This is a genomic window from Kitasatospora sp. RG8 (assembly GCF_017813315.1).
GTDB lineage: Bacteria > Actinomycetota > Actinomycetes > Streptomycetales > Streptomycetaceae > Kitasatospora.
Genome location: NZ_JAGIYX010000001.1, coordinates 19,390 through 43,208 on the forward strand (window position 1 = coordinate 19,390; position 23,819 = coordinate 43,208).

General features: G+C 73.3%; 18 protein-coding genes. 8 read left to right on the forward strand and 10 right to left on the reverse strand.

Annotated elements, in window-relative coordinates:
• Positions 1-15 precede the first annotated feature (15 nt).
• The 5 genes from J5Y04_RS00095 to J5Y04_RS00115 form a co-directional block, all read right to left on the reverse strand.
• The gene (locus J5Y04_RS00095) at positions 16-1,035 is read right to left on the reverse strand and encodes a LacI family DNA-binding transcriptional regulator (protein ID WP_209408437.1); all 1,020 of its coding nucleotides are present in this window, start codon (positions 1,033-1,035) and stop codon (positions 16-18) included.
• Positions 1,036-1,060: 25 nt separating this feature from the next.
• Entirely contained in the window at positions 1,061-2,761 is a 1,701-nt protein-coding gene (locus J5Y04_RS00100) for a glycoside hydrolase family 13 protein (protein WP_209408439.1), read from the reverse strand.
• Positions 2,762-2,794: 33 nt separating this feature from the next.
• The gene (locus tag J5Y04_RS00105; RefSeq protein WP_209408442.1) at positions 2,795-3,709 is read right to left on the reverse strand and encodes a sugar ABC transporter permease; all 915 of its coding nucleotides are present in this window, start codon (positions 3,707-3,709) and stop codon (positions 2,795-2,797) included.
• A gap of 40 nt (positions 3,710-3,749) precedes the next feature.
• Positions 3,750-4,751 carry a carbohydrate ABC transporter permease gene (locus J5Y04_RS00110; RefSeq protein WP_209408450.1) on the reverse strand — a complete coding sequence of 334 codons (1,002 nt, stop codon included), beginning with the start codon at positions 4,749-4,751 and terminating at the stop codon, positions 3,750-3,752.
• 104 nt (positions 4,752-4,855) lie between these two features.
• Positions 4,856-6,133 carry an extracellular solute-binding protein gene (locus J5Y04_RS00115; RefSeq protein ID WP_209408462.1) on the reverse strand — a complete coding sequence of 426 codons (1,278 nt, stop codon included), beginning with the start codon at positions 6,131-6,133 and terminating at the stop codon, positions 4,856-4,858.
• 308 nt (positions 6,134-6,441) lie between these two features.
• Between J5Y04_RS00115 and J5Y04_RS00120 the strand changes: the two genes are divergently transcribed.
• On the forward strand, positions 6,442-7,041 hold the full coding sequence (locus tag J5Y04_RS00120; protein WP_209408465.1) for a GNAT family N-acetyltransferase: 600 nt from the start codon (positions 6,442-6,444) through the stop codon (positions 7,039-7,041).
• Here J5Y04_RS00120 and J5Y04_RS00125 read toward each other — a convergent pair.
• Complete coding sequence (locus tag J5Y04_RS00125) at positions 7,034-8,116, reverse strand: aldose epimerase family protein (RefSeq protein WP_209408468.1); 1,083 nt, start codon at positions 8,114-8,116, stop codon at positions 7,034-7,036. The two genes, J5Y04_RS00120 and J5Y04_RS00125, sit on opposite strands and share 8 nt — an antisense overlap.
• Positions 8,117-8,339: 223 nt before the next feature.
• Positions 8,340-11,375 (reverse strand): AAA family ATPase, encoded by a 3,036-nt coding sequence (locus tag J5Y04_RS00130; RefSeq protein ID WP_307852846.1) that lies wholly within the window; start codon positions 11,373-11,375, stop codon positions 8,340-8,342.
• A gap of 297 nt (positions 11,376-11,672) precedes the next feature.
• Between J5Y04_RS00130 and J5Y04_RS00135 the strand changes: the two genes are divergently transcribed.
• Together J5Y04_RS00135 and J5Y04_RS00140 are read left to right on the forward strand one after the other, a co-directional pair.
• Positions 11,673-12,620 (forward strand): terpene cyclase, encoded by a 948-nt coding sequence (locus J5Y04_RS00135; RefSeq protein WP_209408472.1) that lies wholly within the window; start codon positions 11,673-11,675, stop codon positions 12,618-12,620.
• Between the two features lie 299 nt (positions 12,621-12,919).
• On the forward strand, positions 12,920-14,443 hold the full coding sequence (locus tag J5Y04_RS00140; RefSeq protein ID WP_148641596.1) for an aldehyde dehydrogenase family protein: 1,524 nt from the start codon (positions 12,920-12,922) through the stop codon (positions 14,441-14,443).
• 247 nt (positions 14,444-14,690) lie between these two features.
• Here J5Y04_RS00140 and J5Y04_RS00145 read toward each other — a convergent pair whose 3' ends face one another.
• Together J5Y04_RS00145 and J5Y04_RS00150 are read right to left on the reverse strand one after the other, a co-directional pair.
• Complete coding sequence (locus tag J5Y04_RS00145; protein ID WP_209408479.1) at positions 14,691-15,125, reverse strand: SHOCT domain-containing protein; 435 nt, start codon at positions 15,123-15,125, stop codon at positions 14,691-14,693.
• Between the two features lie 7 nt (positions 15,126-15,132).
• Positions 15,133-15,561 (reverse strand): DUF6325 family protein, encoded by a 429-nt coding sequence (locus tag J5Y04_RS00150; protein ID WP_209408484.1) that lies wholly within the window; start codon positions 15,559-15,561, stop codon positions 15,133-15,135.
• Positions 15,562-15,709: 148 nt separating this feature from the next.
• Between J5Y04_RS00150 and J5Y04_RS00155 the strand changes: the two genes are divergently transcribed.
• Positions 15,710-16,033, forward strand: a complete 324-nt coding sequence (locus J5Y04_RS00155; protein WP_209408488.1) for a nuclear transport factor 2 family protein — start codon at positions 15,710-15,712, stop codon at positions 16,031-16,033.
• Positions 16,034-16,043: 10 nt separating this feature from the next.
• Here the strand turns inward: J5Y04_RS00155 and J5Y04_RS00160 are convergent, their stop codons facing one another.
• Complete coding sequence (locus J5Y04_RS00160; protein ID WP_209408493.1) at positions 16,044-17,267, reverse strand: serine hydrolase domain-containing protein; 1,224 nt, start codon at positions 17,265-17,267, stop codon at positions 16,044-16,046.
• Between the two features lie 120 nt (positions 17,268-17,387).
• On the opposite strand from J5Y04_RS00160, the gene J5Y04_RS00165 reads away from it, so the two are divergent.
• The 4 genes from J5Y04_RS00165 to J5Y04_RS42780 all read left to right on the forward strand — a co-directional run bounded on the left by J5Y04_RS00165 (position 17,388) and on the right by J5Y04_RS42780 (position 23,811).
• Complete coding sequence (locus J5Y04_RS00165) at positions 17,388-17,894, forward strand: NUDIX hydrolase (RefSeq protein ID WP_209408497.1); 507 nt, start codon at positions 17,388-17,390, stop codon at positions 17,892-17,894.
• Between the two features lie 23 nt (positions 17,895-17,917).
• Positions 17,918-18,817, forward strand: coding sequence for a TetR/AcrR family transcriptional regulator (locus tag J5Y04_RS00170; protein WP_374105927.1), 900 nt, complete (start codon positions 17,918-17,920; stop codon positions 18,815-18,817).
• A 276-nt stretch (positions 18,818-19,093) separates the two neighbouring features.
• On the forward strand, positions 19,094-21,145 hold the full coding sequence (locus tag J5Y04_RS00175) for a hypothetical protein (RefSeq protein ID WP_209408500.1): 2,052 nt from the start codon (positions 19,094-19,096) through the stop codon (positions 21,143-21,145).
• A 395-nt stretch (positions 21,146-21,540) separates the two neighbouring features.
• Positions 21,541-23,811 carry a glycoside hydrolase family 18 chitinase gene (locus J5Y04_RS42780; protein WP_209408503.1) on the forward strand — a complete coding sequence of 757 codons (2,271 nt, stop codon included), beginning with the start codon at positions 21,541-21,543 and terminating at the stop codon, positions 23,809-23,811.
• The last annotated feature ends 8 nt before the right edge of the window (positions 23,812-23,819 follow it).

Below are 23,819 nucleotides of genomic sequence, written 5' to 3' on the forward strand. Positions count from 1 at the left end.
CCCGGTCGTGGTCGCTCAGCGGGCGCCTGCGCCCGTGGAACCGCGCATCACCAGCTCCGGCTGGAACATGAACTCCCCGCGCTGGGCGGCGTTCCCGCCGACCTCCTCCAGCAGGGCGTCGACGGCCGCGGTGGCCATCGCCTCGACCGGCTGGCGGATGGTGGTCAGCGGGGGCTCGGTGAACGCTATGAGCGGCGAGTCGTCGAAGCCGACCACCGACACGTCCTGCGGCACCGAGAGCCCGCGCTGGCGCACCGCCCGGATCGCGCCGAGCGCCATCATGTCGCTGCCGCAGACGATCGCGGTGCAGCCCTTGTCGAGCAGCGCGCCGGCCGCCGCGTGCCCGCCCTCCACGCTGAACAGCGTGTGGTGGACGAGGTCCTGGGCCTCCTCGGTGGTCCGGCCGAGCACCTCGCGCATGGCCGCGGTGAAGCCCTCGATCTTCCGCAGCACCGGCACGTACCGGCGCTGCCCGACGGCCAGGCCGATCCGCTCGTGGCCGAGTTCGGCCAGGTGCTGGACGGCCATCCACATCGCGGCCCGGTCGTCCGGCGAGATGAACGGCGCGTCGATCTTCTCGCTGAAACCGTTGATCAGGACGAACGGCACCTGCCGGCCGGTCAGCCGGGCGTACCGGTCGTGATCGGCGGTGGTGTCGGCGTGCAGGCCGGAGACGAAGACGATGCCCGCCACGCCCCGGTCGACCAGCATCTCCACCAGTTCGTCCTCGGTGGAGCCGCCGGGCGTCTGGGTGCAGAGCACCGGCGTGAAGCCGTGCCGGCTCAGCACCTGCTCGATCACCTGCGCGAGCGCGGGGAAGATCGGGTTGCTCAGCTCCGGGGTGATCAGCCCGATCAGGCCCGCGCTGCGCTGGCGCAGCCGGGTCGGCCGCTCGTAGCCGAGCACGTCCAGCGCCGCCAGCACGGTCTGCCTGGTGGCGGCGGAGACGTTCGCCTTGCCGTTGAGTACGCGGGAGACGGTGGCTTCGCTGACCCCCGCCTGCGCCGCGATGTCTGAGAGTCGCGCCGTAGTCACGGTCCCAGAGCCTATTGCAACCACGTCAGACCGCCCACCAGTCGGTGCTGTCCGGAGCGAGCACCGTCTCGCCGCCGTCCACCACGGCGTCCGCGGAGGAGAGCAGCAGGCGGCCGGGCGCCGGTATCCGGACCGGTTCCGCGGTGGTGTTCACGGTGCAGACGAAGGAGCCGCGGCGGAACACCAGGGTGCCCTCGGGGCTGTCCAGCCACTCCACGCCGGTGCCGGCGCCGAGGTCGGCCTGTGCGCGGCGGACGGCCAGCGCGCTGCGGTACAGCTCCAGGGTGGACGTCGGGTCGCCGGTCTGCGCCTCGACGCTGAGCTGCGCCCACTCGGCGGGCTGCGGAAGCCAGCTCGGGCCGCCGGCGACCGGGCCGAAGCCGTACGGAGCCTCGGTGCCGGACCACGGGATCGGGACGCGGCAGCCGTCGCGGTAGCCGTCCTGGCCGGCCTGGCGGAAGAAGGACGGGTCCTGGCGGACCTCGTCGGGCAGGTCGGTGACGTCCGGCAGGCCGAGCTCCTCGCCCTGGTAGACGTACGCGGAGCCGGGCAGCGCGAGCATCAGCAGGGTGGCGGCGCGGGCGCGGCGCAGGCCGAGCCGGCGGTCGCCGGGGGTGCGGATCTGGGTGCCGAGGCCGGGCTCGTTGGCGAACCGGGTGGCGTGCCGGGTGACGTCGTGGTTGGACAGCACCCAGGTGGTGGGGGCGTCGACCGGGCGCATCGAGTCGAGCGAGAGGTCGATCACCTCGCGCAGCTCGGCCGAGTCCCAGGAGGTGCCCAGGTACTGGAAGTTGAAGGCCTGGTGCAGCTCGTCGGGGCGCACGTAGTTGGCGGTGCGCTGGACGGTGGGGGTCCACGCCTCGGCGACGCCGATCCGCTGGCCCGGGTACTCGTCCAGGATCCGCCGCCAGCTGCGGTAGATCTCGTGCACGCCGTCCTGGTCGAAGAACGGCATGACGTCGTTGCCGAGCAGCTTGAGCTGGTCGCCGCCGCCGAGGTCGGGCAGGCCGGGGGCCTTCACCAGGCCGTGGGCGACGTCGATCCGGAAGCCGTCGACGCCCATGTCGAGCCAGAACCGCAGGATCGAGCGGAACTCGTCGGCGACGGCCGGGTTCTCCCAGTTGAAGTCGGGCTGCTCCGGGGCGAACAGGTGCAGGTACCAGTCGCCCAGGGTCCCGTCCGGGTTCTCGGTGCGGGTCCAGGCCGGGCCGCCGAAGATGGACTCCCAGTCGTTGGGCGGCAGTTCGCCGTTCTCACCCTTGCCGGGCCGGAAGTGGTAGCGGTCGCGCAGAGGGGACGCAGGGCCCTCGCGCAGGGCACGCTGGAACCACTCGTGCTGGTCGGAGGAGTGGTTGGGGACGAGGTCCACGATGATCCGCAGGCCCAGCGCGTGGGCGTCGCGGATCAGCCCGTCGGCGTCCAGCAGGGTGCCGAACATCGGGTCCACCGCGCGGTAGTCCGCCACGTCGTAGCCGGCGTCGGCCTGCGGCGAGGCGTAGAACGGCGAGAGCCAGACGGCGTCCACGCCGAGGTCGCGCAGGTAGGGCAGACGGCTGCGGATGCCGGGCAGGTCGCCCATGCCGTCCCCGTTGGAGTCGGCGAAGCTGCGCGGGTACACCTGGTAGATGACCGCGTCCCGCCACCAGTCTCTGGACGCGCCGGCGCCGGCCTCGTGAGCGGTGGCGTCGGCGGCGGGCCGGGAGGTGTCGGCCAGGTTCTGGGTCATGGACGGTATCCCTTGGGACTAGAGAGCGGCAGGTCAGGACTTGGAGGCGCCGGCGGTCAGGCCGGTGACCAGGTGACGCTGCACCAGGTAGAAGAGGACCGAGGACGGGATCGCGATCAGTACGGCGGTCGCCGCCATCAGGTTCCACTGGGCGTCGTGCTCGCTGACGAAGGTCTGCAGGCCGACCGCCAGGGTGTACTTGTCGGAGCTGAGCATGAAGGTGGAGGCGAAGGCCACCTCGGCCCATGCGGTCAGGAAGGAGTAGAACGCGGCCACGGCCAGGCCCGGCCTGGCGAGCGGGAGCACCAGCCGCCAGAAGGTGCCGAACGGGGAGAGCCCGTCGACCCGGCCGGCCTCGTCGATCTCCACCGGGATGGTGTCGAAGTAGCCCTTCAGCAGCCAGGCGCAGTACGGCACCGTGGTGGTCGAGTAGACCAGGATCAGGCCGAGGTAGCTGTCCAGCAGGTCGAGCTCGGAGAGGATCGTGTACATCGGCACGATCAGCACCGCGATCGGGAACATCTGGGTGACCAGCAGCGACCACATCAGCGGCTTGTGGCCGGGGAAGCGCATCCGGGAGACGGCGTAGCCCGTGGTGGCGGCGATCAGCACGCCGAAGACGGTGGTGACGCCGGAGACCAGGAACGCGTTGCCGAACCAGGTGAAGAAGTCGGTGTCGAACAGCACCGTGTGGTAGTTCGACAGCGTCATCTTGTCGAGGATGGCGCCCGGGTGGAGGTAGTCCGTCTTGTCCGGGCCGAGCGAGACGTAGAGGATCCAGACCACCGGGAAGAGCGCGATCAGGCTGGCCAGGATCAGCGCGCCGTGGGACAGCGCGCGGGAGGCCGGGCTCGCCTGTCCGCGCGGGCGGACCTTGGGCGGACGGCCGGCCGGCGGCGCGGGACGCGCGGCGGCGGCGGTGGTGGGTCGGTCGGTGGTGGTGCTCATCGGGGGTACCTGCCTTCGTGGTCGCTGGGGGGACGGGGCGTCAGCCGTTGGCCTGCTCGTTGCGGGCCAGCCAGCGCCGGTAGAAGGCGGTGAAGACGATCAGGATGGAGAGCAGGATGACGCCGTACGCGGCGGACTGCGCGTAGTCCCGGGGCTGCTGGCCGAAGCCGAGCCGGTAGGCCCAGGTGACCAGCAGCTGGGCGTCGGGCGCGTTGCCGCCGAACAGCAGGAAGATGACGGCGAACTGGTTGAACGTCCAGATCACGCCGAGCAGCACCACGGTCGAGGAGACGGTGCGCAGCCCCGGCAGGGTGACGTGGCGGAACCGCTGCCACGGGGTGGCGCCGTCCATCTCGGCCGCCTCGTACAGCTCGGCCGGGATCGACTGGAGGCCGCCGAGCAGCGAGATCATCATGAACGGCACGCCGACCCAGGTGTTGACCAGGATGGCGGCCGCCTTCTGCGCCAACGGGTCGTCCAGCCAGCCGGGTTCGGGCAGGTGCAGGGCGGAGAGCAGGCTGTTGACGGCGCCGCCGTCGGCGAGCATCAGCCGCCAGGAGAAGACGGTGACGAAGGTCGGCACGGCCCAGGGCAGGATGAGCAGCATCCGGTAGACGGCGCGGCCGCGCAGCTTCTGGTTGAGCAGCAGGGCGAGGCCGAGGCCGACGGTGTAGTGCAGGCAGACGCAGATCGCGGTCCAGGCGATGGTCCAGACGAAGTGCGACCAGAAGCGGTCGTACGAGCCCGGGCCCCAGAGGATGTCCGCGTAGTTGTCGAAGCCGACGAACTTGTAGCTGGCGGGGATCTCGTTGACGCCGATCTTGCGGGCGGCGTTGAGGCTGTTGGCGTCGGTGAGGGTGAGCCAGAAGCCCTCGGCGAGCGGGTAGAGCACCAGTACGCCCAGCACGATCACGACCGGCGCGATCATCGCGTAGGCGTACCAGTGCTTGGCGTACGAGCGCTTGAGGCGCTCCATCAGGCCCGGACGCGGATCGCGCTCCCGGCTGCCCTGGCCGGTGGCGCCCTGCACGGCGACTGACATGTTCGACACCTTCTCGGGGAGGTCCGCCGCCTCGCTACGGCGACTGCTGCTACGGGTCTGGCCGCCCGGCCCGCCGGGGGTGGCGGGCCGGGCGGCTCGGGTGACTACTTGGCGAAGCCCGGGAGGAGCTTGGCGTAGTCGGTGGCGACGGTGTTCAGGCCGTCCTGGGTGCCGGTGCCCTGGACCACCTTGCCGAGGTTGGTGCCCAGCGAGGCGAACAGCGAGCTGTACTCGGGCAGTTCGGGGCGGGGACGGGCGCTGGTGAGCACGCTCTGGAAGCCGGCGATGCCGGGGTCGGCCTTGACCTCGGGGGTGAAGGCGTCGGCGCGGGTCGGCAGGGTGGAGTTCTTCTGCGCGATGAACGCCTGGCTCTCGGCGGAGGTCATGTAGGCGGCGAACTTCTCGGCGGCGGCCTTGTGGGCCTTGTCCGAGCCGGCGTAGACGGAGATGTTGTGGCCACCGGTGGGGGCGCCGGCCTTGCCGGCGGAGCCGGCCGGGACGGGGGCGATGCCGAGGTTGTTCTTGTCGGCGAACGCGGTGCCCTTGTAGATGTTGGTGATCTCCCAGGGACCCTGGATGATCGCCGCGACCTTGCCGCTGTTGAAGGCGTCCATCATGTGCGCGTAGGCGTCGCTGGTGACGTCGGCCTTGGCGGTGCCCGGCGCGGTGAACATCGTCTTGTAGGTCTCGATGCCCTTGACGGCCTCGGCCGAGCCGATGGTGATCTTCTTCCCGGCGGCGTCGACGGTGTCGGTGCCCTCGCCGAACAGGAACGGCATCGCGTAGTAGCCGTCGGCGGCCTTCAGCCAGAAGCCGTCCACGCCGGCCTTCTCCTTGACGGCGGCCGCGGCGGTCTTCAGCTCGTCCCAGGTCTTGGGGGCGGCGGTGATGCCGGCCTTGGTGAAGAGCTCCTTGTTGTAGAGCAGGCCGAGGGTGTCGGTGACCAGCGGGACGCCGTACAGCTTGCCCTCGTACTTGGCCTGCTGGACGAGGCTGGGCTGGAAGGCGCCGGCGTCGGCGGCGGCCGGGGTGCCGTCCAGCGGCTCCAGGTAGCCGGCCTTGGCGAAGGCGGCGGTCCAGCCGACCTCGGAGCGGAACACGTCCGGAGCGCCCTTGGCCCCCATGGCGGTCTGGAGCTTGTTCTGCGCCTGGTCGAACGGCACGTTGACGAAGTCGACCTTGACGTTCGGGTTGGCCTCTTCGAACTTCTTGACGAGGGCCTGGTAGTTCGGGGCCTCGTTGGTGGCGTTCGACGTGTCCCAGTACGTGAGGGTGACCGGCCCGTCGGCCTTGCCGTCCGAGCTGGAGCCGCTGCTGCCACAGGCAGCCATCGAGACCGCGAGGGCCACAACGAGGGCAGAGGCCGCGATGCCACGCCGCATGAGAACTCCTTGGGAGGGGTGGGGGTGCCCGAGATGTTGGGAGACAGGCGCATAATGGCTGCCTCGTGCCGACCGCACCGTTGCTGCCGTCGGGCTCGGAAGGAAGTTAACAGCGGCGCAATCGCCACGGAAAGTCCTTGCAGCAAGTTTCTGCAAGAAATGGGGATCGTTACGCCCGCGTGTCCTGGACGTGGCCGCACGGTAGTTGACAGGCGGCCAAGGCGTGGCGCTTTGTCCGTTTCCTCCCGATAGAGACCCCGGTAATTAATACGCTGGGTTGCCGAAAGGCCTTGCAGCAGACTGGTCCCATGCGAATCAGAGCCGCCACCGGGGAAGACCTGCCACTGCTGCGCGAGCTGGAACGGGCCGCCGGGGCACCGTTCGCCGCCATCGGGATGCCGGAGATCGCCGAGGACGAGCCGCCCACCGTCGAGGAGCTGGCCCACTTCCTGGACGGGGGCACCGCACTGGTCGCCCTCTCCGACGAGGGCGACGAGGGCGACAGCGGGGGCGGCGGGGGCGGTGAGAGCGACGGGGACAGCGGGGGCGCGGGGCGCGCCGGGGGCGAAGGCGGCACCCCGGTCGGCTACCTGCTGGCCGAGCCGGTGGACGGCGCCCTCCACATCGAGCAGGTGTCCGTCCACCCCGGCCACGCGCGCCGCGGCATCGGCCGGGCGCTGATCGAGCACCTGGCGGCCACCACCGACGCGCCCGCCCTGACCCTCACCACCTTCGCCGACGTCCCGTGGAACGCCCCCTACTACGCCCGCCTCGGCTTCCGGCCGCTCGCCGACGCCGAGGTCACCCCGGGTCTGCGGGAGATCCGCCGCCGCGAGGCCGGGCACGGCCTCGACCGTTGGCCGCGGCTCTGCATGCGCAGGGAGCTCGGCACGGGCGGGCTCAGCTGACGCCCAGCCTCAGCACCGTGGTCGAGCGGAACTCCTCCCCCGGCCGCAGCTCGGTGCCGGGGAAGGCGGGGTGGTGCGGGGAGTCCGGGAAGTGCTGCGTCTCCAGCGCGATCCCGGCGAACGGCCCGTACGGCACGCCGCTCGCACCGGTCACGGCGCCCTGGAACTTGTTGGCGGTGTAGACCTGCACGCCCGGCTCGGTGGTCAGCACCTCCAGGGTGCGGCCGCTGGCCGGGTCCTCCAGCAGCGCCGCCCGGGCCGGGGTGCCGTCGGCCGGGCGCGGGCGGAGCACCCAGTTGTGGTCGTAGCCGCCGGGCCCGGTCAGCTGCGGGTGCTCGTCCTGCACCGACTTGCCGATCGGCCGGGGGGAGGTGAAGTCGAACGGCGTGCCGGCCACCGGCTCCGTCCGCCCGTACGGGATCTGCCGGTGGTCGGCGGGGGTGTACTCGTCGGCGTCCAGGGTGAGCAGGTGACCGAGGACGTCGCCGCTGCCCTCGCCCGCGAGGTTGAAGTACGCGTGGTTGGTGAGGTTGAGGACGGTCGGCCTGCTGGTGGTCGCGCGATAGCCGATCACCAGCTCGCCGGCGGCGCTCAGCGTGTAGTCGACGGTGACGTCGAGCGCGCCGGGGAAGCCCTGGTCGCCGTCCGGGCTGTGCAGGTGCAGCCGGACGCCGTCGGGCAGCGGCTCGGACTCCCACATCCGGTGCACGAAGCCGTCCGGACCGCCGTGCAGGGTGACGCCGCCGCCGGTCGGGGCGAGCGGGTGCTCCTCGCCGTCGATGGTGACCTTGCTGCCGTCGATGCGGTTGGCGTACCGGCCGACCACCGCGCCGTAGTGCCGGGCCGGGCCGAGGATCTCGGCGAGCCGGTCGCTGGAGAGCAGCACCTGGGCGGGGCGGCCGGTGCGGTCGGGGGCGGTCAGGGAGTGCAGGGTGGCGCCGAGGGTGAGCACGGTCGCCTCGTACGGGCCGGCCCGCAGCGTCCAGCGCTCGATCGCGGCGCCCGCGCCCGCGGGTTCGAGCGGCTCGCGCCGCACACCGGTCGCCTGCGACCCGTTCGCCGGGGGCGTCGCCATGACCTGCTCCTCACTGGCGGCCGCGGTGCGCCGCGGCCCCCTGGTACCGGGTCCGTCCGGGGCTCGCCGCCCCGTGGGCCAGCCTAGTCAGCGGGGCGGCGGCGGGGGCGCTCCTGCCGCCCCGCGCGCCGCCGTCAGGCTTCCGCCCGCCGTCGTACCTTCGCTCGCCAGAAGGCGTCCGTCCGTCGAAGGCGTCCGCCCGCCGTCGTACTTCCGTCCGTCGTCAGGCTTCCACCGTGCCGCCGTCCCGGCCGGCCGCGCCCTCGCGCCCGTCCTCGGTGCCCTCGCGCTGCTCGGGCGGCAGGCCGAGCGCCGAGGCGAGCCCGTCCGGGCCGCTTCCCGCCTTGCGGTAGACGGCGGCCAGCCGCCGGTTCACCAGGCTGAGGTGCACGCCCAGCTCGTCGGCGATCCGCTGCGGCGGCACGCCCCGAACGGCGAGCCGGGCGACGTCCCACTCGGGCTGGCTCAGCATCTCCCGGACGTCGCCGAGGCGGTTGGGCCGCAGGCCGTAGTTGGCCAGCTCGCGGCGGGCCCGGTCGACCAGGCCGTCGGCGGCGCAGTGCTGGGCCAGTTCGATGCCCTGGTAGAGGAACTCCTGGGCGTCCTCCAGCCGGCCGACCCTGCGCAGCGCCGCACCGAGGTCCACCAGCGCGACGGCGTGCTCGTAGCCGGCCGGCGACTGGCCGAGGTGGCGCACGGCCTCCTCCAGCAGCTCGACCGCCTGCTGGCCGTCCGCGATCTCGGCGTGCAGCCGCAACGCTGTGCCGATCGCCGAGGCGGTACCGAACCGGCGGGCGTCCCGGACGGACCGCTCCGCGTACGCGCGGGCCCGCTCGGGCTCGTCCTCGGCGAGCGCGACCGCGAGGTGGCCGGCCCAGGGCGCCCACACGGTGTTGTGCCAGCCGCGGGCGTCCAGCTGGGCGCCGGCCTCGGTGAGGGCGGCGGCGGCCCCGGCTTTGCGGCCCTTGGCGAGCAGCAGCTTGCCGTAGAGGGAGGCCGCGTCGGGCAGCACCATCGCGGTGGCGTGGTACGGCGGGCTGAAGCCGAACCCGATCGCGAGGTCCCAGGCCTCGTTGGTGCGGCCGCGGGCGATCAGGGTGTCCACCAGGACGCCGACCGCGTCCCAGGCGAGCGGCAGCTTGGGGCCGATCCGCTCGGAGAGCCGCAGGGCGCGGCGCAGGAAGTCCTCGGCCTCGGCGAGCAGGCCGCGGCGGAACCGGGCCAGGCCCATCAGGAAGTACGCGAAGCCGCGGTGGGCACCGCTCCAGCCGGCGATCTCGAACTGGACGATGGCGTCGCCGAAGAGCCGCTCGGCCTGCGCGATGCGGTCGCTGTAGGTGTACGAGAGACCGAGCGTGGCGGGCAGTTCGAAGCCCCAGGTGCTGTCCGTCCAGCCGAGGCCCTTGGGCAGCCGGCCCTGGTCGAGGACCTGGTCCGCGTGGCGCAGCACCTCGGCGGAGGGCTCGCCGCGCAGGGTGAGGTCCCAGGCGCGCAGTGCGAGGACGGCCCGGTCGGCGGCCTCGCGGCCGGTGAGGCTGCGGCAGAGCTCGCCCAGCCGCTCGGAGCGGGCCGGACCGTCCTCCTCGGACTTGCGGTAGGCGTGCCACATGAACGCGGCGGCCTCCAGCCGGAGCCGGCCCGCGGAGTCGTCCTCCGTCTGCTCGGCCTCGTCCTGGCAGACCCGCGCGGCCTCGCCGAGCTGGCCGCTGTGCGCGAGGACCTCGGAGAGCCGGAAGGTGGCGTCGACCCGGAGCGAGGGGCGCAGCGGTCCCTCGTCGGGATCGAGGGCGAGCTTCAGCTGGTTGACGGTGGCCATCGGGTCGGTGAGCAGCGCGGAGCAGCCCAGCTCGTACAGCACCTCGGCGCGGATGTCGTCGTCCGGTGGCTCGGCGAGGGCGCGGTGCAGGCAGCGCTGGGCCGCCTCGGGCGCGCCGATCAGCAGGTGTTCCTGGGCGGCCTTGCGCAGCTTGCGGACGGTGCGGTCGTCCCCCTCACCGGGGAAGGTCTCGACCAGGTGGCGGGAGGCGGCGAGCAGTCCGAGCCCGGCGTTCTCGATCTCGGCGGCGGCCACCCCGTGCATGCCGGTCTTGGTGGACTCCTTCATGGTGTTGTAGATCGAGCTGCCGATCAGCGGGTGGACGAACTCCAGGTTCCCGTTCGGCGTCTGGGTGAGGACGCGCTGCTTGCGCAGCTGCTTGATGGACTCGCGGGAGGCCTCGGGGCTCTGGGTGGAGATCCGGGCGGCGAGGTCCGGCCGGATGTCGGTGCCGAGCATCGCGCAGGCCCAGGCGAACCGCAGGGTGCTGGCGCCGAGCCGCTCCAGCCAGCCGGTGAGGGTCGTCCCGGTGGCGTCCACGGCGAGTTCGCGCAGCTGTTGGGAGTTCTCCTCGACCGGGTCGAGCTCCTGGTCGCGCACCTGGTCCAGGAGGGCGACGGCCTCGAACGGGTTCCCGTTGACGACGTTCCAGAACTCGTAGCAGAAGGCGTCCTCGGCCTTGTCGCCGAGTTCGGCGCGGACCATGTCGGTGACCGAGACCAGGGTGAGCCGGCCGAGTTCGTGCCGGCGGGTGGCGAGGGAGGTGACGGCTGCCTGGTGCTCCTGGGCCTCGGGCTGCCAGTCCGCGATGTCGTCCCGGTAGGCGAAGACCAGCAGGACGGGCAGCTCGCTCGCGCGGAGGGCGAACGAGGCGAGCCAGGCGAGCGATTCGAGGTCGGACCAGTGCAGGTCGTCGACGATCATCACCAGCGGCGCCCGGCGCGGGGCGAGCTGGGTCAGGACGTAGTCGAGGCCGTCGCGCACGCCCTGCGGGTCGAGGCGGCGGGCCCCGGCCTTCGGCTGCTTGAGCCCCATGGCCGGACCGACGACCTCCTCCCAGGTGCCCATGACCTGCCGGAACTCGGCGGGGTCGAGGCTGCCGAGGACGGGCTGGAGCAGCTGGCGCAGGACGTGGTACGGCTCGTTGGACTGACGCTCGCCGCCACGGGCGAACAGGACGGTGGCGCCCTCGCGGAGCTTGGCGATCCGGCGGACCTCGTGCAGCAGGCTGGTCTTGCCGATGCCGGGCCGTCCGGAGAAGGTGAGCAGCTCGCCGATCTCGGTGCCGCCGGCGGCGAACTCGCGGCAGAGCTTCTCCACCGCGGCCTCGGCCGAGCGGAGTTCGGCGTCACGGTCGCGCAGCCTGACCCGGTGCGGAACGGTCTCCGACTCCCGCCCATCGGCACCCGCCCCCGCCCGAAGTTCGTGTCCCTGCTCGGTCACCCTCGCGCCTCCGCCTCGCCGTACCCTGCTCCTGGAGCCGAGGTTAGCGCCGTGGGGGGCGTGCTGTCGGGCATTCGCCCAGGCTGGAACGGAGATTGAGGGTTCGGACAGCTTGCCAAGGGCAATTGCCCTATATCCCTAACGTCCGATCATTGCATCGGATACTCTACGGCCCCCGAGCCAAGTTGATCTTGCCATGCCGATTTGCGCACCGCGTTCAGCCGCTCCAACTCGCCCTCCCCCACGACCAGCACAGGCACCACCAGCACCCCCACCCTCCGCCGCACCGGGAGTCCGATGTCTGACGACACCTCACTTCAGATTCCGTTCCCGCACCGCCGAAGCCCGCACGCTCCGCACGCCGCCGAACTGCACCGCGACTGGCTGACCCGCCACCCGCTGCTCCCGGACCCCTCGCACCCCTCCTACGCGCACTGGGACGTCGTCGCCCTCGCAGCCCTCGGCTACCCCGATGCCGGGCCGGACGAACTCGCCCTGGCCGCCGACCTGATGGGCTTCTACTTCCTCTTCGACGACCAGTTCGACGGCCCCCTCGGCCGCCGCCCCGCCGAAGTGGCCCCGATCTGCGAGCGGCTCATCTCCGTCCTGCACGGCGGCAGGCCCGACCCCTCCTCCGCCGTCGAGACCGCCTTCGCGGACCTCTGGGAACGCAGCGTACGCGGGATGCCCGCGCGTTGGCAGGCACGCGCCGCGTACAACTGGGAGTGGTACCTGGCCAGCCACCCCGCCGAGGCCGCCGGCCGGATCTCCGAGCGGCCCCCGGACCGCGACGGCTACCTGGCCCTGCGCCGCGGCACCGCAGCGATGGAGACCATCTTCGACATGGTGGAGTGCCTCGGCCACTTCGAGGTGCCCGCCGCCATACTCCACCACCCGGTGCTCCGCCAGATCCGCCAGCTCGCCGCCGACATCCCCTCGCTGAGCAACGACGTCCGGTCGTTCCCGCTGGAGGCGCCCCGTGGCGACGTCAACAACCTGGTGATGATCGTGCAGCGGGAGCGCCACTGCTCGGCCGAGGAGGCCTGCGCCGTGGTGATGGACGAGGCCCAGCTGATGGTCGAGCGCTGCCGCGGGCTGTACGACCGCCTCCCCGACGTCCACCGCGAACTGGGCCTGTCCCGGGTGGAGCGCACCATCGCGCAGCGCTACGCCGACGGCCTGGTCACCTGGCTCGCCGGGTACCTCAACTGGGAGTCCCACACCGGCCGTTACCTCGCCGCCTGAGCCCGACCGGCTCCGCGCGAACCCGGACGCACACCCGTCCGGGCCCGGGCCGGCCCTCGTCGGCATGACGGAAAACGGCCGAATAGGCACCCTCCGTGGAAGCGTTCTGTACGGACCGTAGCCGTGCCCGCCGTCCGCGGCTAGGGTGCCAGACGGCGGGCGCCCCGGCGGCGCCCGGCCCACGTGCGCGTCCGCACCCTCCGCCGGACCGCCGGGCCACCGGTCCGCGGTCCGGCGCACCGCCCGGCCCGAGCGCGCCGCGGCGGTGCCCCCCGACCACGCGAGGAGGCCCCCAGAGCATGACGGTCTACCAGCCCCCCGGCACCCCTGGCTCCATCGTCAACTACCGCCCCCGGTACGAGCACTGGATCGGCGGGCGATGGACGCCGCCGGTCCGCGGCGAGTACTTCGAGAACCCCAGCCCGGTCACCGGCGAGGTCTTCACCGAGGTCGCCCGCGGCACCGCCGAGGACATCGAGGCCGCGCTCGACGCCGCCCACGCCGCCGCCCCGGCCTGGGGCCGCACCGCGCCCGCCGAGCGCGCCCAGGTGCTGCTGCGGATCGCCGACCGGATGGAGGCGAACCTGGAGGCGCTGGCCGTCGCGGAGAGCTGGGAGAACGGCAAGCCGGTGCGCGAGACGCTGGCCGCCGACCTGCCGCTCGCCGTCGACCACCTGCGCTACTTCGCCGGCGCGCTGCGCGCCCAGGAGGGCGGCCTCTCCCAGTTGGACGAGGACACCGTGGCGTACCACTTCCACGAGCCGCTGGGCGTGGTCGGCCAGATCATCCCGTGGAACTTCCCCATCCTGATGGCGGTCTGGAAGCTCGCCCCGGCCCTGGCGGGCGGCAACGCGGTGGTGCTCAAGCCCGCCGAGCAGACCCCGGCGTCGATCCTGGTGCTGGTCGAGCTGATCGCCGACCTGCTGCCGCCCGGCGTGCTCAACGTGGTCAACGGCTTCGGCCTGGAGGCCGGGCGCCCGCTGGCCTCCAGCAGCCGGATCCGCAAGATCGCCTTCACCGGCGAGACCACCACCGGCCGCCTGATCTCCCAGTACGCCAGCGGCAACCTGATACCGGTCTCGCTGGAGCTCGGCGGCAAGAGCCCCAACCTGTTCTTCGCCGACGTCGCGGCCGAGCAGGACGCCTTCTACGGCAAGGCGCTGGAGGGCTTCGCGATGTTCGCCCTCAACCAGGGCGAGGTCTGCACCTGCCCGAGCCGGGCGCTGATCCAGTCCACGGTCTACGACCGGCTGCTGGCCGACGGCCTGGAGCGGGTGCGGTCGATGCGCCAGGGCAACCCGCTGGACACCGAGACCCAGGTCGGCGCCCAGGCCAGCGACGACCAGCTGAAGAAGATCCTCTCCTACATCGAGATCGGCCAGGCCGAGGGCGCCAAGGTGCTGGCCGGCGGCGAACGCGCCGACCTCGGCGGGTCGCTCGCGGGCGGCTACTACGTGACGCCCACCGTCTTCGAGGGCGTCAACGGCATGCGGATCTTCCAGGAGGAGATCTTCGGCCCGGTCCTCGCGGTCACCCGCTTCGAGGACTTCGACGACGGCATCGCCCTCGCCAACGACACCCTGTACGGCCTCGGCGCGGGCGTGTGGTCCCGGGACGGCAACACCGCGTACCGGGCCGGACGGGCCATCCAGGCCGGCCGCGTCTGGACCAACTGCTACCACGCCTACCCCGCGCACGCGGCCTTCGGCGGCTACAAGAACTCCGGCATCGGCCGGGAGACCCACAAGGCGGTGCTGGAGCACTACCAGCAGACCAAGAACCTCCTGGTGAGCTACTCCCCCGACGCGCTCGGCCTCTTCTAGGCCCCCGGGTAGGCCCCCGGGCAAGGGGCCCCCGCGGGCAAGGGGCTTCTGAGCGCAGGCCTCCGGCGCGGGTGCCGGGCGCGACCCGCCCCCGGCAGGCCCGCTGCGGGGCACGCCCCGCCCGGGAGCACCGGGCCCGAAAACGCGGAGTGGGAAGTCGGGCCGGCCGACTTCCCACTCCGTTACCACTCCCCGTGGTCCGCGGCCGGGCACCCGGGTGGGGCGCCCGGCCGCGTTTCTCCCGAGCTCACCCGCCGAGCAGCCGCGCCTTGGCGGTCGCGAACTCCTCAGGGGTGAGCAGGCCCTGCTGGGCCATCCGGCCCAGATCGGCGAGCTTGTCCGCGAGGTCCGGCGCCCCGGCGGACGCGGCGGGAAGCCCGGACGCGGCGGACGCGATGGGCACGGCGGGAAGGCCGGACGCGGTGGGCACGGCGGACGCGGCCGGCCCCGGCTGCGCAGCCGCGACGACCGCGACGGCCGGTGCGGCCGTTCCCGCCGGGGCGGCCAGCTGGGCCTGCAACGCGGCGATCGCCTCGTTCTGGTCCTGCTCACCCCGGCGACGGTCGGCCGCACCGCGGCCGGCCGCGTACGCGGCGCCGCCCACCACCAGACCGCGCACCAGGGGCGCGCCCACCGGCCGCATCACCCGCACCGGGCGGATCGGGCGCAGAGGTCGGAACATGGCGTCCTCACTTCCCGGCCGCGCGGTGCGCCTCGGCGGCGCGAACGGCCTCGTCGATGTGTTCCGGCGGGATCCGGACGCCCGAGGCGATCCGCCCGCCGATCGCGCGCAGCGCCTCGGCGGTCTCCTGCGCCCAGACGTGTTCGATCAGCACCAGCAGCGCCACCGTCCCCGGCGCCAGCAGCTCGGCCGCCTCCTGGGCGTCCTCCGGTCCGATCAGCGGCAGTTCGGCGCTCCCGTCCGGTACGACGCCGCGCAGGTGCTCGAAGTCGGCGAGTTCTCCGTACGTCGCCTCGCCCTCCGGGTGCCGCGTCACCACCAGCGAGTCGATCACCCGGACGTCGCCGCCGGTGCGCAGCTTGGCGAGCGCTTCGGCGGCCTCGACGGTGATGGTCTGCTGCGGGAACGTCAGGACGAGCAGTTCGGCCGGGCCCATACGGGGCTCCCTTCTCCATGCAAATCGCCCATAGCGGATCTAAGCACACGAAAATGGAAAATCTCCGACGCGCCGCCGACATTCCCGGACACGCCCGGGCGACGCAATAAACAGGAGGTCCCTATCCCTCGTCCCCCTGGGAGACCCCATGACCATCGCCGTCGCCAAGCTGTCCGACCCGGCCGTCCGCGCCTTCGTCGCCGCGGTCAACTCGGGCGACCGGACCGCCTTCCGCGATCTGCTCACCCCCGACGCGACCATGTCCGACGACGGTTCCGACCGCGACGTCGACGACTGGACCGAGCGCGAGATCTTCTCCAGCCGCGGCCACATGGACGTCCAGTCCGAGTCCGACGGCGGGCACGCGCTGATCGCCAACTACAGCAACGACACCTGGGGCGAGATGCGCACCGCCTGGCGCTTCACCGTCGACCACGGGAAGATCTCGCGCTTCGAGACCGGCCAGGCCTAGGGTCCGGCCCTCAGGCGGGCAGCCCGAGGCAGCCGCGCACCGCGCGGATCAGGTTCCGCGAGCGGACGTCGCCCGTGACCCCGGGCTGCATGCCGTTGGTGACGTAGCCGAAGCCCAGCCCGAGGTCGGGGTCGGCGAAGCCGAGCGAGCCGCCCCGGCCCGGGTGGCCGAAGCTGGCCGGCGAGGCCATCAGCGAGGTCGGGCCGTGCCGGAAGAAGCCGAGGCCGAACGTCGAGTTGACGATCAGTACCCGGTCCGGCCCGCTGACCGCCGGGCCGACCGCGCGGGCCAGCAGCTCCGGCCCGAACAGCGCCGGCAGGACCTCACCGGCCCCGCCGTGCCGGTCGGCCGCGCCGACCAGCGCCGCGTAGAACCGGGCCAGCGAACGGGCGGTGCCGATCCCGCCCGCGCCGGGGATCTCGGCGGCCTGGACCGCCGGGTCGTTGAGGTCCACCCCGGGCCGCACCGAGGCGAAGGCGCGGGCGGTCAGCGAGGCCGGGTCCTGGTAGGCGTCCCGCACCGCCTGCTTGGGACGCAGCCGCAGCCCGCTCGGCCCCGTCCGGGCGGCCTCCGGCGCGGGCAGGTCCACCAGCCGGCCCACCCGCGGGGCGGCGCCGGCCGGCAGCCCGATCCACAGGTCGAGGCCGAGCGGCCGGGCGATCTCCTCGGCGAAGTACTGCCCGACGGTCCGCCCGCTCACCCGCCGGACCACCTCGCCGACCAGCCAGCCGAAGGTGTACGGGTGGTAGCCGTGCGCGGTGCCGGGCTCCCAGGCGGGCGCCTGGGCGGCGACGGCCGCCGCCGCCCGCTCCCAGGTCAGCACGTCCTCCAGGCGCAGCGGCACGTCCAGGGCGGGTACCCCGGCCTGGTGCGAGAGCAGCCAGCTCACCGGCACCCGGTCCTTGCCGGCCGCCTTGAACTCGGGCCAGTACGAGGCGACCGGCGCGTCCAGGTCGAGCTGCCCGCGGTCGGCCAGCAGCAGCGCGGTGGTGGCTGTCAGGCCCTTGGTGACCGAGCGCAGCACCTGCGCGGTGTCGGCCGTCCACGGCACGGCCGGTGCGGGCCGCCCGCCGACCTCCGGCCGGGCGTCGCCGCCCCACAGGTCGACCACCTTGCGGCCGCGCACGTACAGCGCGAAGGCCGCGCCCAGCTCGCCGTACTCCCGGAAGTTGCGGGCGAAGGCGTCGCGCACCGGCTCGAAGCCCTCGGCCGTCCCGCCCCAGATCTCCACCACCGCGTGCCGCCCAGCCTCGTCCGAATGCGTACCGTGCCCGTGTCCGGAGTCCGTGCGGAGTCCGTGCGCAGTTCCGTTCGGTGCGTTCGAACCGGGCCCGGAAACCCTAACCTGTCCGTCATGACCAACCCTGCCGAAGAGCTGCTGGACGTCGTCGACGAGCACGACCGGGTGATCGGGACCGCCCGGCGCGGAGAGGTGTACCGGGACGGGCTGACCCACCGCTGCGTCTTCATCCTGGTCCGCGACCCGGCCGGGCGCATCTTCGTGCACCGGCGCACCGACACCAAGCTGTTCGCCCCCGGCGCGCACGACGTGTTCGTCGGCGGCGTGGTCGGCGCGGGCGAGTCGTACGCGAGCGCCGCCGTCCGGGAGGCCGAGGAGGAGCTCGGCGTGCACGGGATCGAGCCGCAGCCGCTGTTCAAGTTCCTGTACCGGGGCGGCGGGCTCTCCTGGTGGTGCGACGTGTACGAGGCCCGCTGGGACGGCCCGGTGTCGCCGCAGGAGTCCGAGGTCGCCTGGCACGCCTGGCTCACCCCGGCGGAGCTGGACGAGCGGCTGGCGCGCGACGAGTTCGTCCCCGACGGGCTGGAGGCGTACCGCCGCTACCGCGAGCTGCGCGGATAGCGCGGCCGGATAGGGTGGCGCGCATGGCCTCCCGTACGCCGTCGGCGTCGCCCCCGTCCGCGCGCCCCCGCCGGAGCACCGACCGGAGCAGCGACCGGACCACCGGCCCCGACACCGGGCCGGCCGGCGGTACGGGCGCGGCCAAGGCGGCGGGCGACGCGGCGGGCAAGGGCGGTGGCAAGGGTGGTGAGAAGCCCCGCCGTCGGCTGAGCGTGGACGAGCGGCGCGAGCAGCTGATCGCCGTCGCGCTGGAGCTGTTCAGCCGCCGCCCGCCGGAGGAGGTCTCGATCGACGACATCGCGGCCGCCGCCGGGGCCTCCCGCCCGCTGGTCTACCACTACTTCCCGGGCAAGCAGGCGCTGTACGAGGAGTCGCTGCGCCGGGCCGGACGCGAGCTGGCCGGCCGGTTCGAGGAACCGCACGAGGGCCCGCTCTCCGACCGGCTCCACCGGGTGATGGGCCGCTACCTGGACTTCGTGCAGAGCCACGGCCCCGGCTTCGCCGCACTTCTGCGCGGCGGCTCGGTCGCGGCCAGCGCCGGGACGACCGCGGTGATCGACGACGTCCGGCAGGCCGCGGCCGACCAGATCCTGGCGCACCTGGCCCTCCCCTCGCCCAGCCCGGGCGTGCGGCTCACCGTCCGCGCCTGGATCGCCAATGCCGAGATCACCTCGCTGGAGTGGCTGGCCGAGCGCTCGGTGCCGCTGGAGGAGCTCCAGCTCCACCTGGTCCAGGAGTTCGTCGCCTCGCTGACCCTGACCGCCGCCCGCGAGCCCGCGCTGGCCGCCGAGTTCGCCGGGTTCTTCGCCGGGGAACGCCCCGACGGCCCGGCCGGGCGGCTCGTGCGCGACCTCGCCGGGCTGTTCGCCGTCCCGGGCATCGCGGACGCCGTCGCCGCGCTGGCGGCCGGGCCCTCGGACTGACGGACCGGCTGGCCGACCCACCGGCTGACCGGCTGACCGGCTGACCGGCCGACGGACCGGAGAGCTGACGGGCCGACGGACTCCGCGACCCGCGGACCGACCGGCTCCGCGGCCGGCTGACCGACCGCCGCCGGCCCCGCCGGAGTGGCCGCCGGTTCTGCCCCGACCGCGGGCTCTGATAGGAATGTCCACGGATCCGACGGCGCATCCGGTCACCGGCGCGCACGGACCACCGGACCACCGAACGCAGACGCAGCAGAGCGGGGGGCTCATCAGTTGACCCAGGACGGCCAGTTCACCGCGGAGACCAATCCCTTCGCCGCCGCGGAGCAGGTGTCCGCGACGCTCGGCGCGCTCACCGAGGCCCTCCTCGCACCGCACGCCTCCCGCCACCCGGCGGCCTCGCTCACCACGCTGCGCGGCGGCACCCACCCGTCGGCCGAGTCGCTGTTCAACCTGCGGCTCGCCCCCAACGGCCCGGTGTACGACGCCGTCGACCGGCTCGGCACCGTCGTCACCGCCGGGACGGCCCGCCCCGGCACCGGCGCCCCGGTGGCCGGACCGGCCACGGACGCGCTGCTCGCCCGGTACGGCGGCGGTGCGGTGCGCGGCGCGGTGGCCGACCGGGGCACCCTCTCGGCAGCGCTGTTCGAGCTGCCGGTGTCCGGTGAGGCCGCCGACCCCAAGCTCCGCCCGCCGTTCGCCGCCGCGCTGGCCGCGCTCGCCTCCGGGCAGCAGACCCGGCAGCCGGTCGAGCTGGCCACCGGCGCCGGCGCCGAGGTCCGCCTCGTCGTACCGCCCGGCTTCCACCCGCTGACCTCCCCGGGCGGTCCGCCCGGCGTCTCTGCCCGTACGGTGCCCACCAGCCCTGCCGCCGCCGACGCCGCGGCCGCCGGTAAGGGCCTCGACCCGGCCACCGCCGCGGCCGCCACCGAGCTGACCGCCCATCTGGCCGAGGTGGCCGAGGAGTTGTTCAGCGGCACCGGCCCGGCGCCGCGCCGCGACTTCGCGGTGATCGCCGCCACCCTGGCGGACGTCCTCACCGCTTCGGGCACCGTCTACGCGGGCGTCTGCGCGGTCGAGGTGGACGGCCGCCCGAGCGACGCCACCCTGGTGGTCTCGCTGGCCCGGCACCCGCTGCCGATCGCCGGCCTCGCCACCGAACTGGCCACCGTCCGCCGGCACGCCGAGGTCTGGACGGTGCTGCTGCCGGCCGGCCCGGCCGCCGTCCTGGTCGAGGGACGCAGCGTCCCGGTGCCCGGCACGCTGGCCGCCGACGGCGGACGGCGCTGGGCGGTCACCTCGGTGGTGGAGGCGTTCGTCCCGCTGCCGGACGGCGTCTCGGTGCTCTGCGTCCAGCTCACCACGGGCCAGCCGCAGGACTGGGACCTGTACACCGAGGCCTTCGCCGAACTGCTGACGAGCGTGCAGTTCGGCTGGGACGGCGTCGCCGGCACGCTCACCGCCCCGGCCGTCCCGGTGCAGACCCCTCCCCCGGTCCTCACCCCGACGCCGGCCCGCGGCGTCACCGCGGCCCCGGCTCCCGCCGCACCGGCACCGGCACCGGCCCCCGTGGCCGCACCGGCCCCCGCGGAGCCCGCCGCCGCGGAGCCCGCCGCCGCCGGCCTTCCGTCGCTACCGACGGTCTTCACCGATCCCGCCCCCGCCGACCCGACGCCGCTGCCGGTGCACCTGCGCGGGACCCCGGTGCGCGTCCCTCCGGCCGACTTCAACCCCTTCGCCCCGGTCGCCGACCGGACGCCGGCCGAGCCGATCCTCGTCCCGGACGACGGACCGGACGCCGCGTCCGCGGGCACCCCGGTGGCGGTCCCGCCGCCGGACTTCGACCCCTTCGGCGTGCTGCCCCCGACGCTCACCGACACCACCGTGCCGGTCGCCGAGGAGGACGACCGCCCCAAGGGCACCCCGGTGATGATCCCGCCGCCGGACTTCAACCCCTTCGCCTTCGCCCCGCTGCCCATGAACGCCGTCGCCCCGGCCGCGGCACCAGCGGCCGCGTCGGCCCCGGTCACCGATCCGTTCGGCACGGTGACGGCCGACCAGCCGAGCGACCCCTTCGGCACCACCCTCCCGCAGCAGTCGGCCCCCGTCCCGCCGCCGCCCTCGGCGCCGCCGGCCGTCCCCGCGCCGACGGTCACCCTGCCGTCCGAGGAGGAGTCGCAGGAGGAGGACCGGAAGCCCAAGGGCACTCCGGTGATGATCCCGCCGCCGGACTTCAACCCCTTCGCACCGCCGTCCGGCATGTTCACCCAGGACGCCCCGGCCGCCCCGCCGGCCGTCGCACCGGAGAACAGCCCCTTCGGCTGAGGTCCACCGTGGAGGGTCGCCCCACCGGGGCGGCCCTCCGACGCTCCACCCCACCCCGAGGCCGCGCCACCCCACCCCCGGAGCACGGCCCCGCCCCGCCCCCGGACAAGGGCACAGACGGCCGCGGTTGGCGCCGTCCCAGGTCAACCCGCCCTCCCCGCACGCGCGGTCATGTTCACGCCCGCCAACTGGTACAGACCTATTGCCAGTTGCCGGCCGGCTCCCTACTCTCGGGGAGCACAGGATCCTCTGCGGCACCCCGACGGCCCGAGGTCTCCCGCTCCGCGCCGCCCCACGGCCGGAGCGCCCGCACGCTGCTCCACGCACCTGACACCTCCCCACAGGTAACGGGGCGACCCGGCATGCCCGGAGACCCCGGGACAGGAGCCACAACCATGCGCAGACGTCGGATCAAGCTGCCGCTGCTGGCGGCCGGGACACTGCTCGTCCCGCTGCTCGCCGCCTCCCTGCCCGCCACCGCCGCCCACGCCGCCGGGTCCGTCACCGCGGCCTTCACCAAGGGCAGCGACTGGGGCAGCGGCTACGAGGGCAGCTACACCATCACCAACGGATCCAGCACCACCGTCAACGGCTGGACCCTGGAGTTCGACCTGCCGTCGGGCAACACCGTCGCCTCGCTGTGGAACGCGGGCTACACCACGGCGAGTTCGCACGTGACGGTCAAGAACCCGGGCTGGGCCGCCGCCCTGCCGCCCGGCGGCACCTACAACTTCGGCTTCAACATCGCCTACTCGGGCAGCTACAAGCCGCTGCTCAACTGCAAGCTGAACGGCCAGCCGTGCGACGGCACCGGCGGGGACCAGACCGCGCCGAGCACTCCGGGCGGGCTCCGGGCGGGGAACACCACCCAGACCACCGTCGACCTCTCCTGGACGGCGAGCACCGACAACGTCGCGGTCACCGGCTACGACGTGTTCCAGGGCGGCACCAAGGTGGCCACCACGGACGGCGCCACCACCGCGGTCACCGTCCAGGGCCTGACCGCCGGCACCGCCTACCAGTTCACCGTCCAGGCCTTCGACGCGGCGGGCAACCGCTCGGCCGCCGCCGGCCCGGTCAGCGCCACCACCAAGCCCCCGGCCGACCCGGACAAGCAGCCGCCGACCGCCCCCGGCACCCCCACCGTCTCCGGCTCCGACGCCAACAGCATCTCGCTGGCCTGGGCGGCCAGCACCGACAACGTCGGCGTCACCGCCTACGACGTCTACAACGGCACCGCGCTCGCCGCCACCGTCACCACGCCGTCCGCCACCGTGGGCAACCTGGCGCCGGACACCTCGTACACCTTCACGGTGAAGGCCCGTGACGCGGCCGGCAACGTCTCCCCCGCCTCCGGCCCGGTCACCGGCAAGACCAAGGCCGGCGGCACCAACCCCGGCGCGCTGAAGATCGGCTACTTCACGCAGTGGAGCATCTACGCCCGCGGCTACAGCGTGAAGAAGCTCGACACCTCCGGCTCGGCGGGCCGGCTCACCACGCTCAACTACGCCTTCGCCAACATCCACCCGACCACCAAGCAGTGCTTCATCACCAACAAGGCGGCCGGCCCGGACAACGACCCGAACGCGGGCGACGGCGCCGGTGACGCCTGGGCCGACTTCGGCAAGGGCTGGGACGCCGGCAGCTCGGTGGCCGGCACCACCGACACCTGGGACCAGCCGCTGGCCGGCAACTTCAACCAGCTGAAGCAGCTCAAGGCCAAGTACCCCAACCTCAAGATCCAGATTTCGCTGGGCGGTTGGTCGTACAGCAAGTGGTTCTCCGACGCGGCCGCCACCGACGCCTCCCGCAAGGCGCTGGTCAGCTCCTGCATCGACATGTACATCAAGGGCAACCTGCCGGTCATCGACGGCCGCGGCGGCGCCGGCAGCGCGGCCAACATCTTCGACGGCATCGACCTCGACTGGGAGTGGCCGGCCTCCGGCGGGCACGACGGGAACATCTTCCGGCCCACCGACAAGGCCAACTACACCCTGCTGGCCCAGGAGTTCCGCCGCCAGCTGGACGCGCTCGGCGCCACCACCGGCAAGCACTACACGCTGAGCGCCTTCCTCCCGGCCGACCCGGCGAAGATCACCGCGGGCATCGACGTCCCGGGCCTTTTCGGCGCCTTCGACTTCGCCACCGTCCAGGGCTACGACTACCACGGCGGCTGGGAGATGAGCACCAACCAGCAGTCGGCGCTCAAGCTCGCGGCCGGCGACCCGTCCACCCCGGACCGGCAGTTCAGCTCGGAGATCGCGATCAACGCGTACGTCAACGGCGGCGCCCCGAAGAGCAAGCTCACCCTGGGCATCCCGTTCTACGGCCGCGGCTGGACGGGCGTGCCGCGCGGCACCACCAACGGCCTCTTCCAGAGCGCGACCGGCCCCGCGCCGGGCACCTACGAGGCCGGGTTCGAGGACTACCACAAGCTCAAGGAGTACGCCACGAGCGGTGGTTACACCCTCTACCGGGACCCGGTGGCCGGCCACGCGTACCTGTACAACGGCTCGGTGTTCTACACCTACGACGACCCGACCGAGATGGCCCGCAAGACCGCCTGGATCAAGTCCCAGGGGCTGGCCGGCGCGATGATCTGGGCCTTCGACGGTGACACCGCCAACGGCGAGCTGATGGCCGCGGTGGACAACGGCCTGAAGTAGACCGGCGG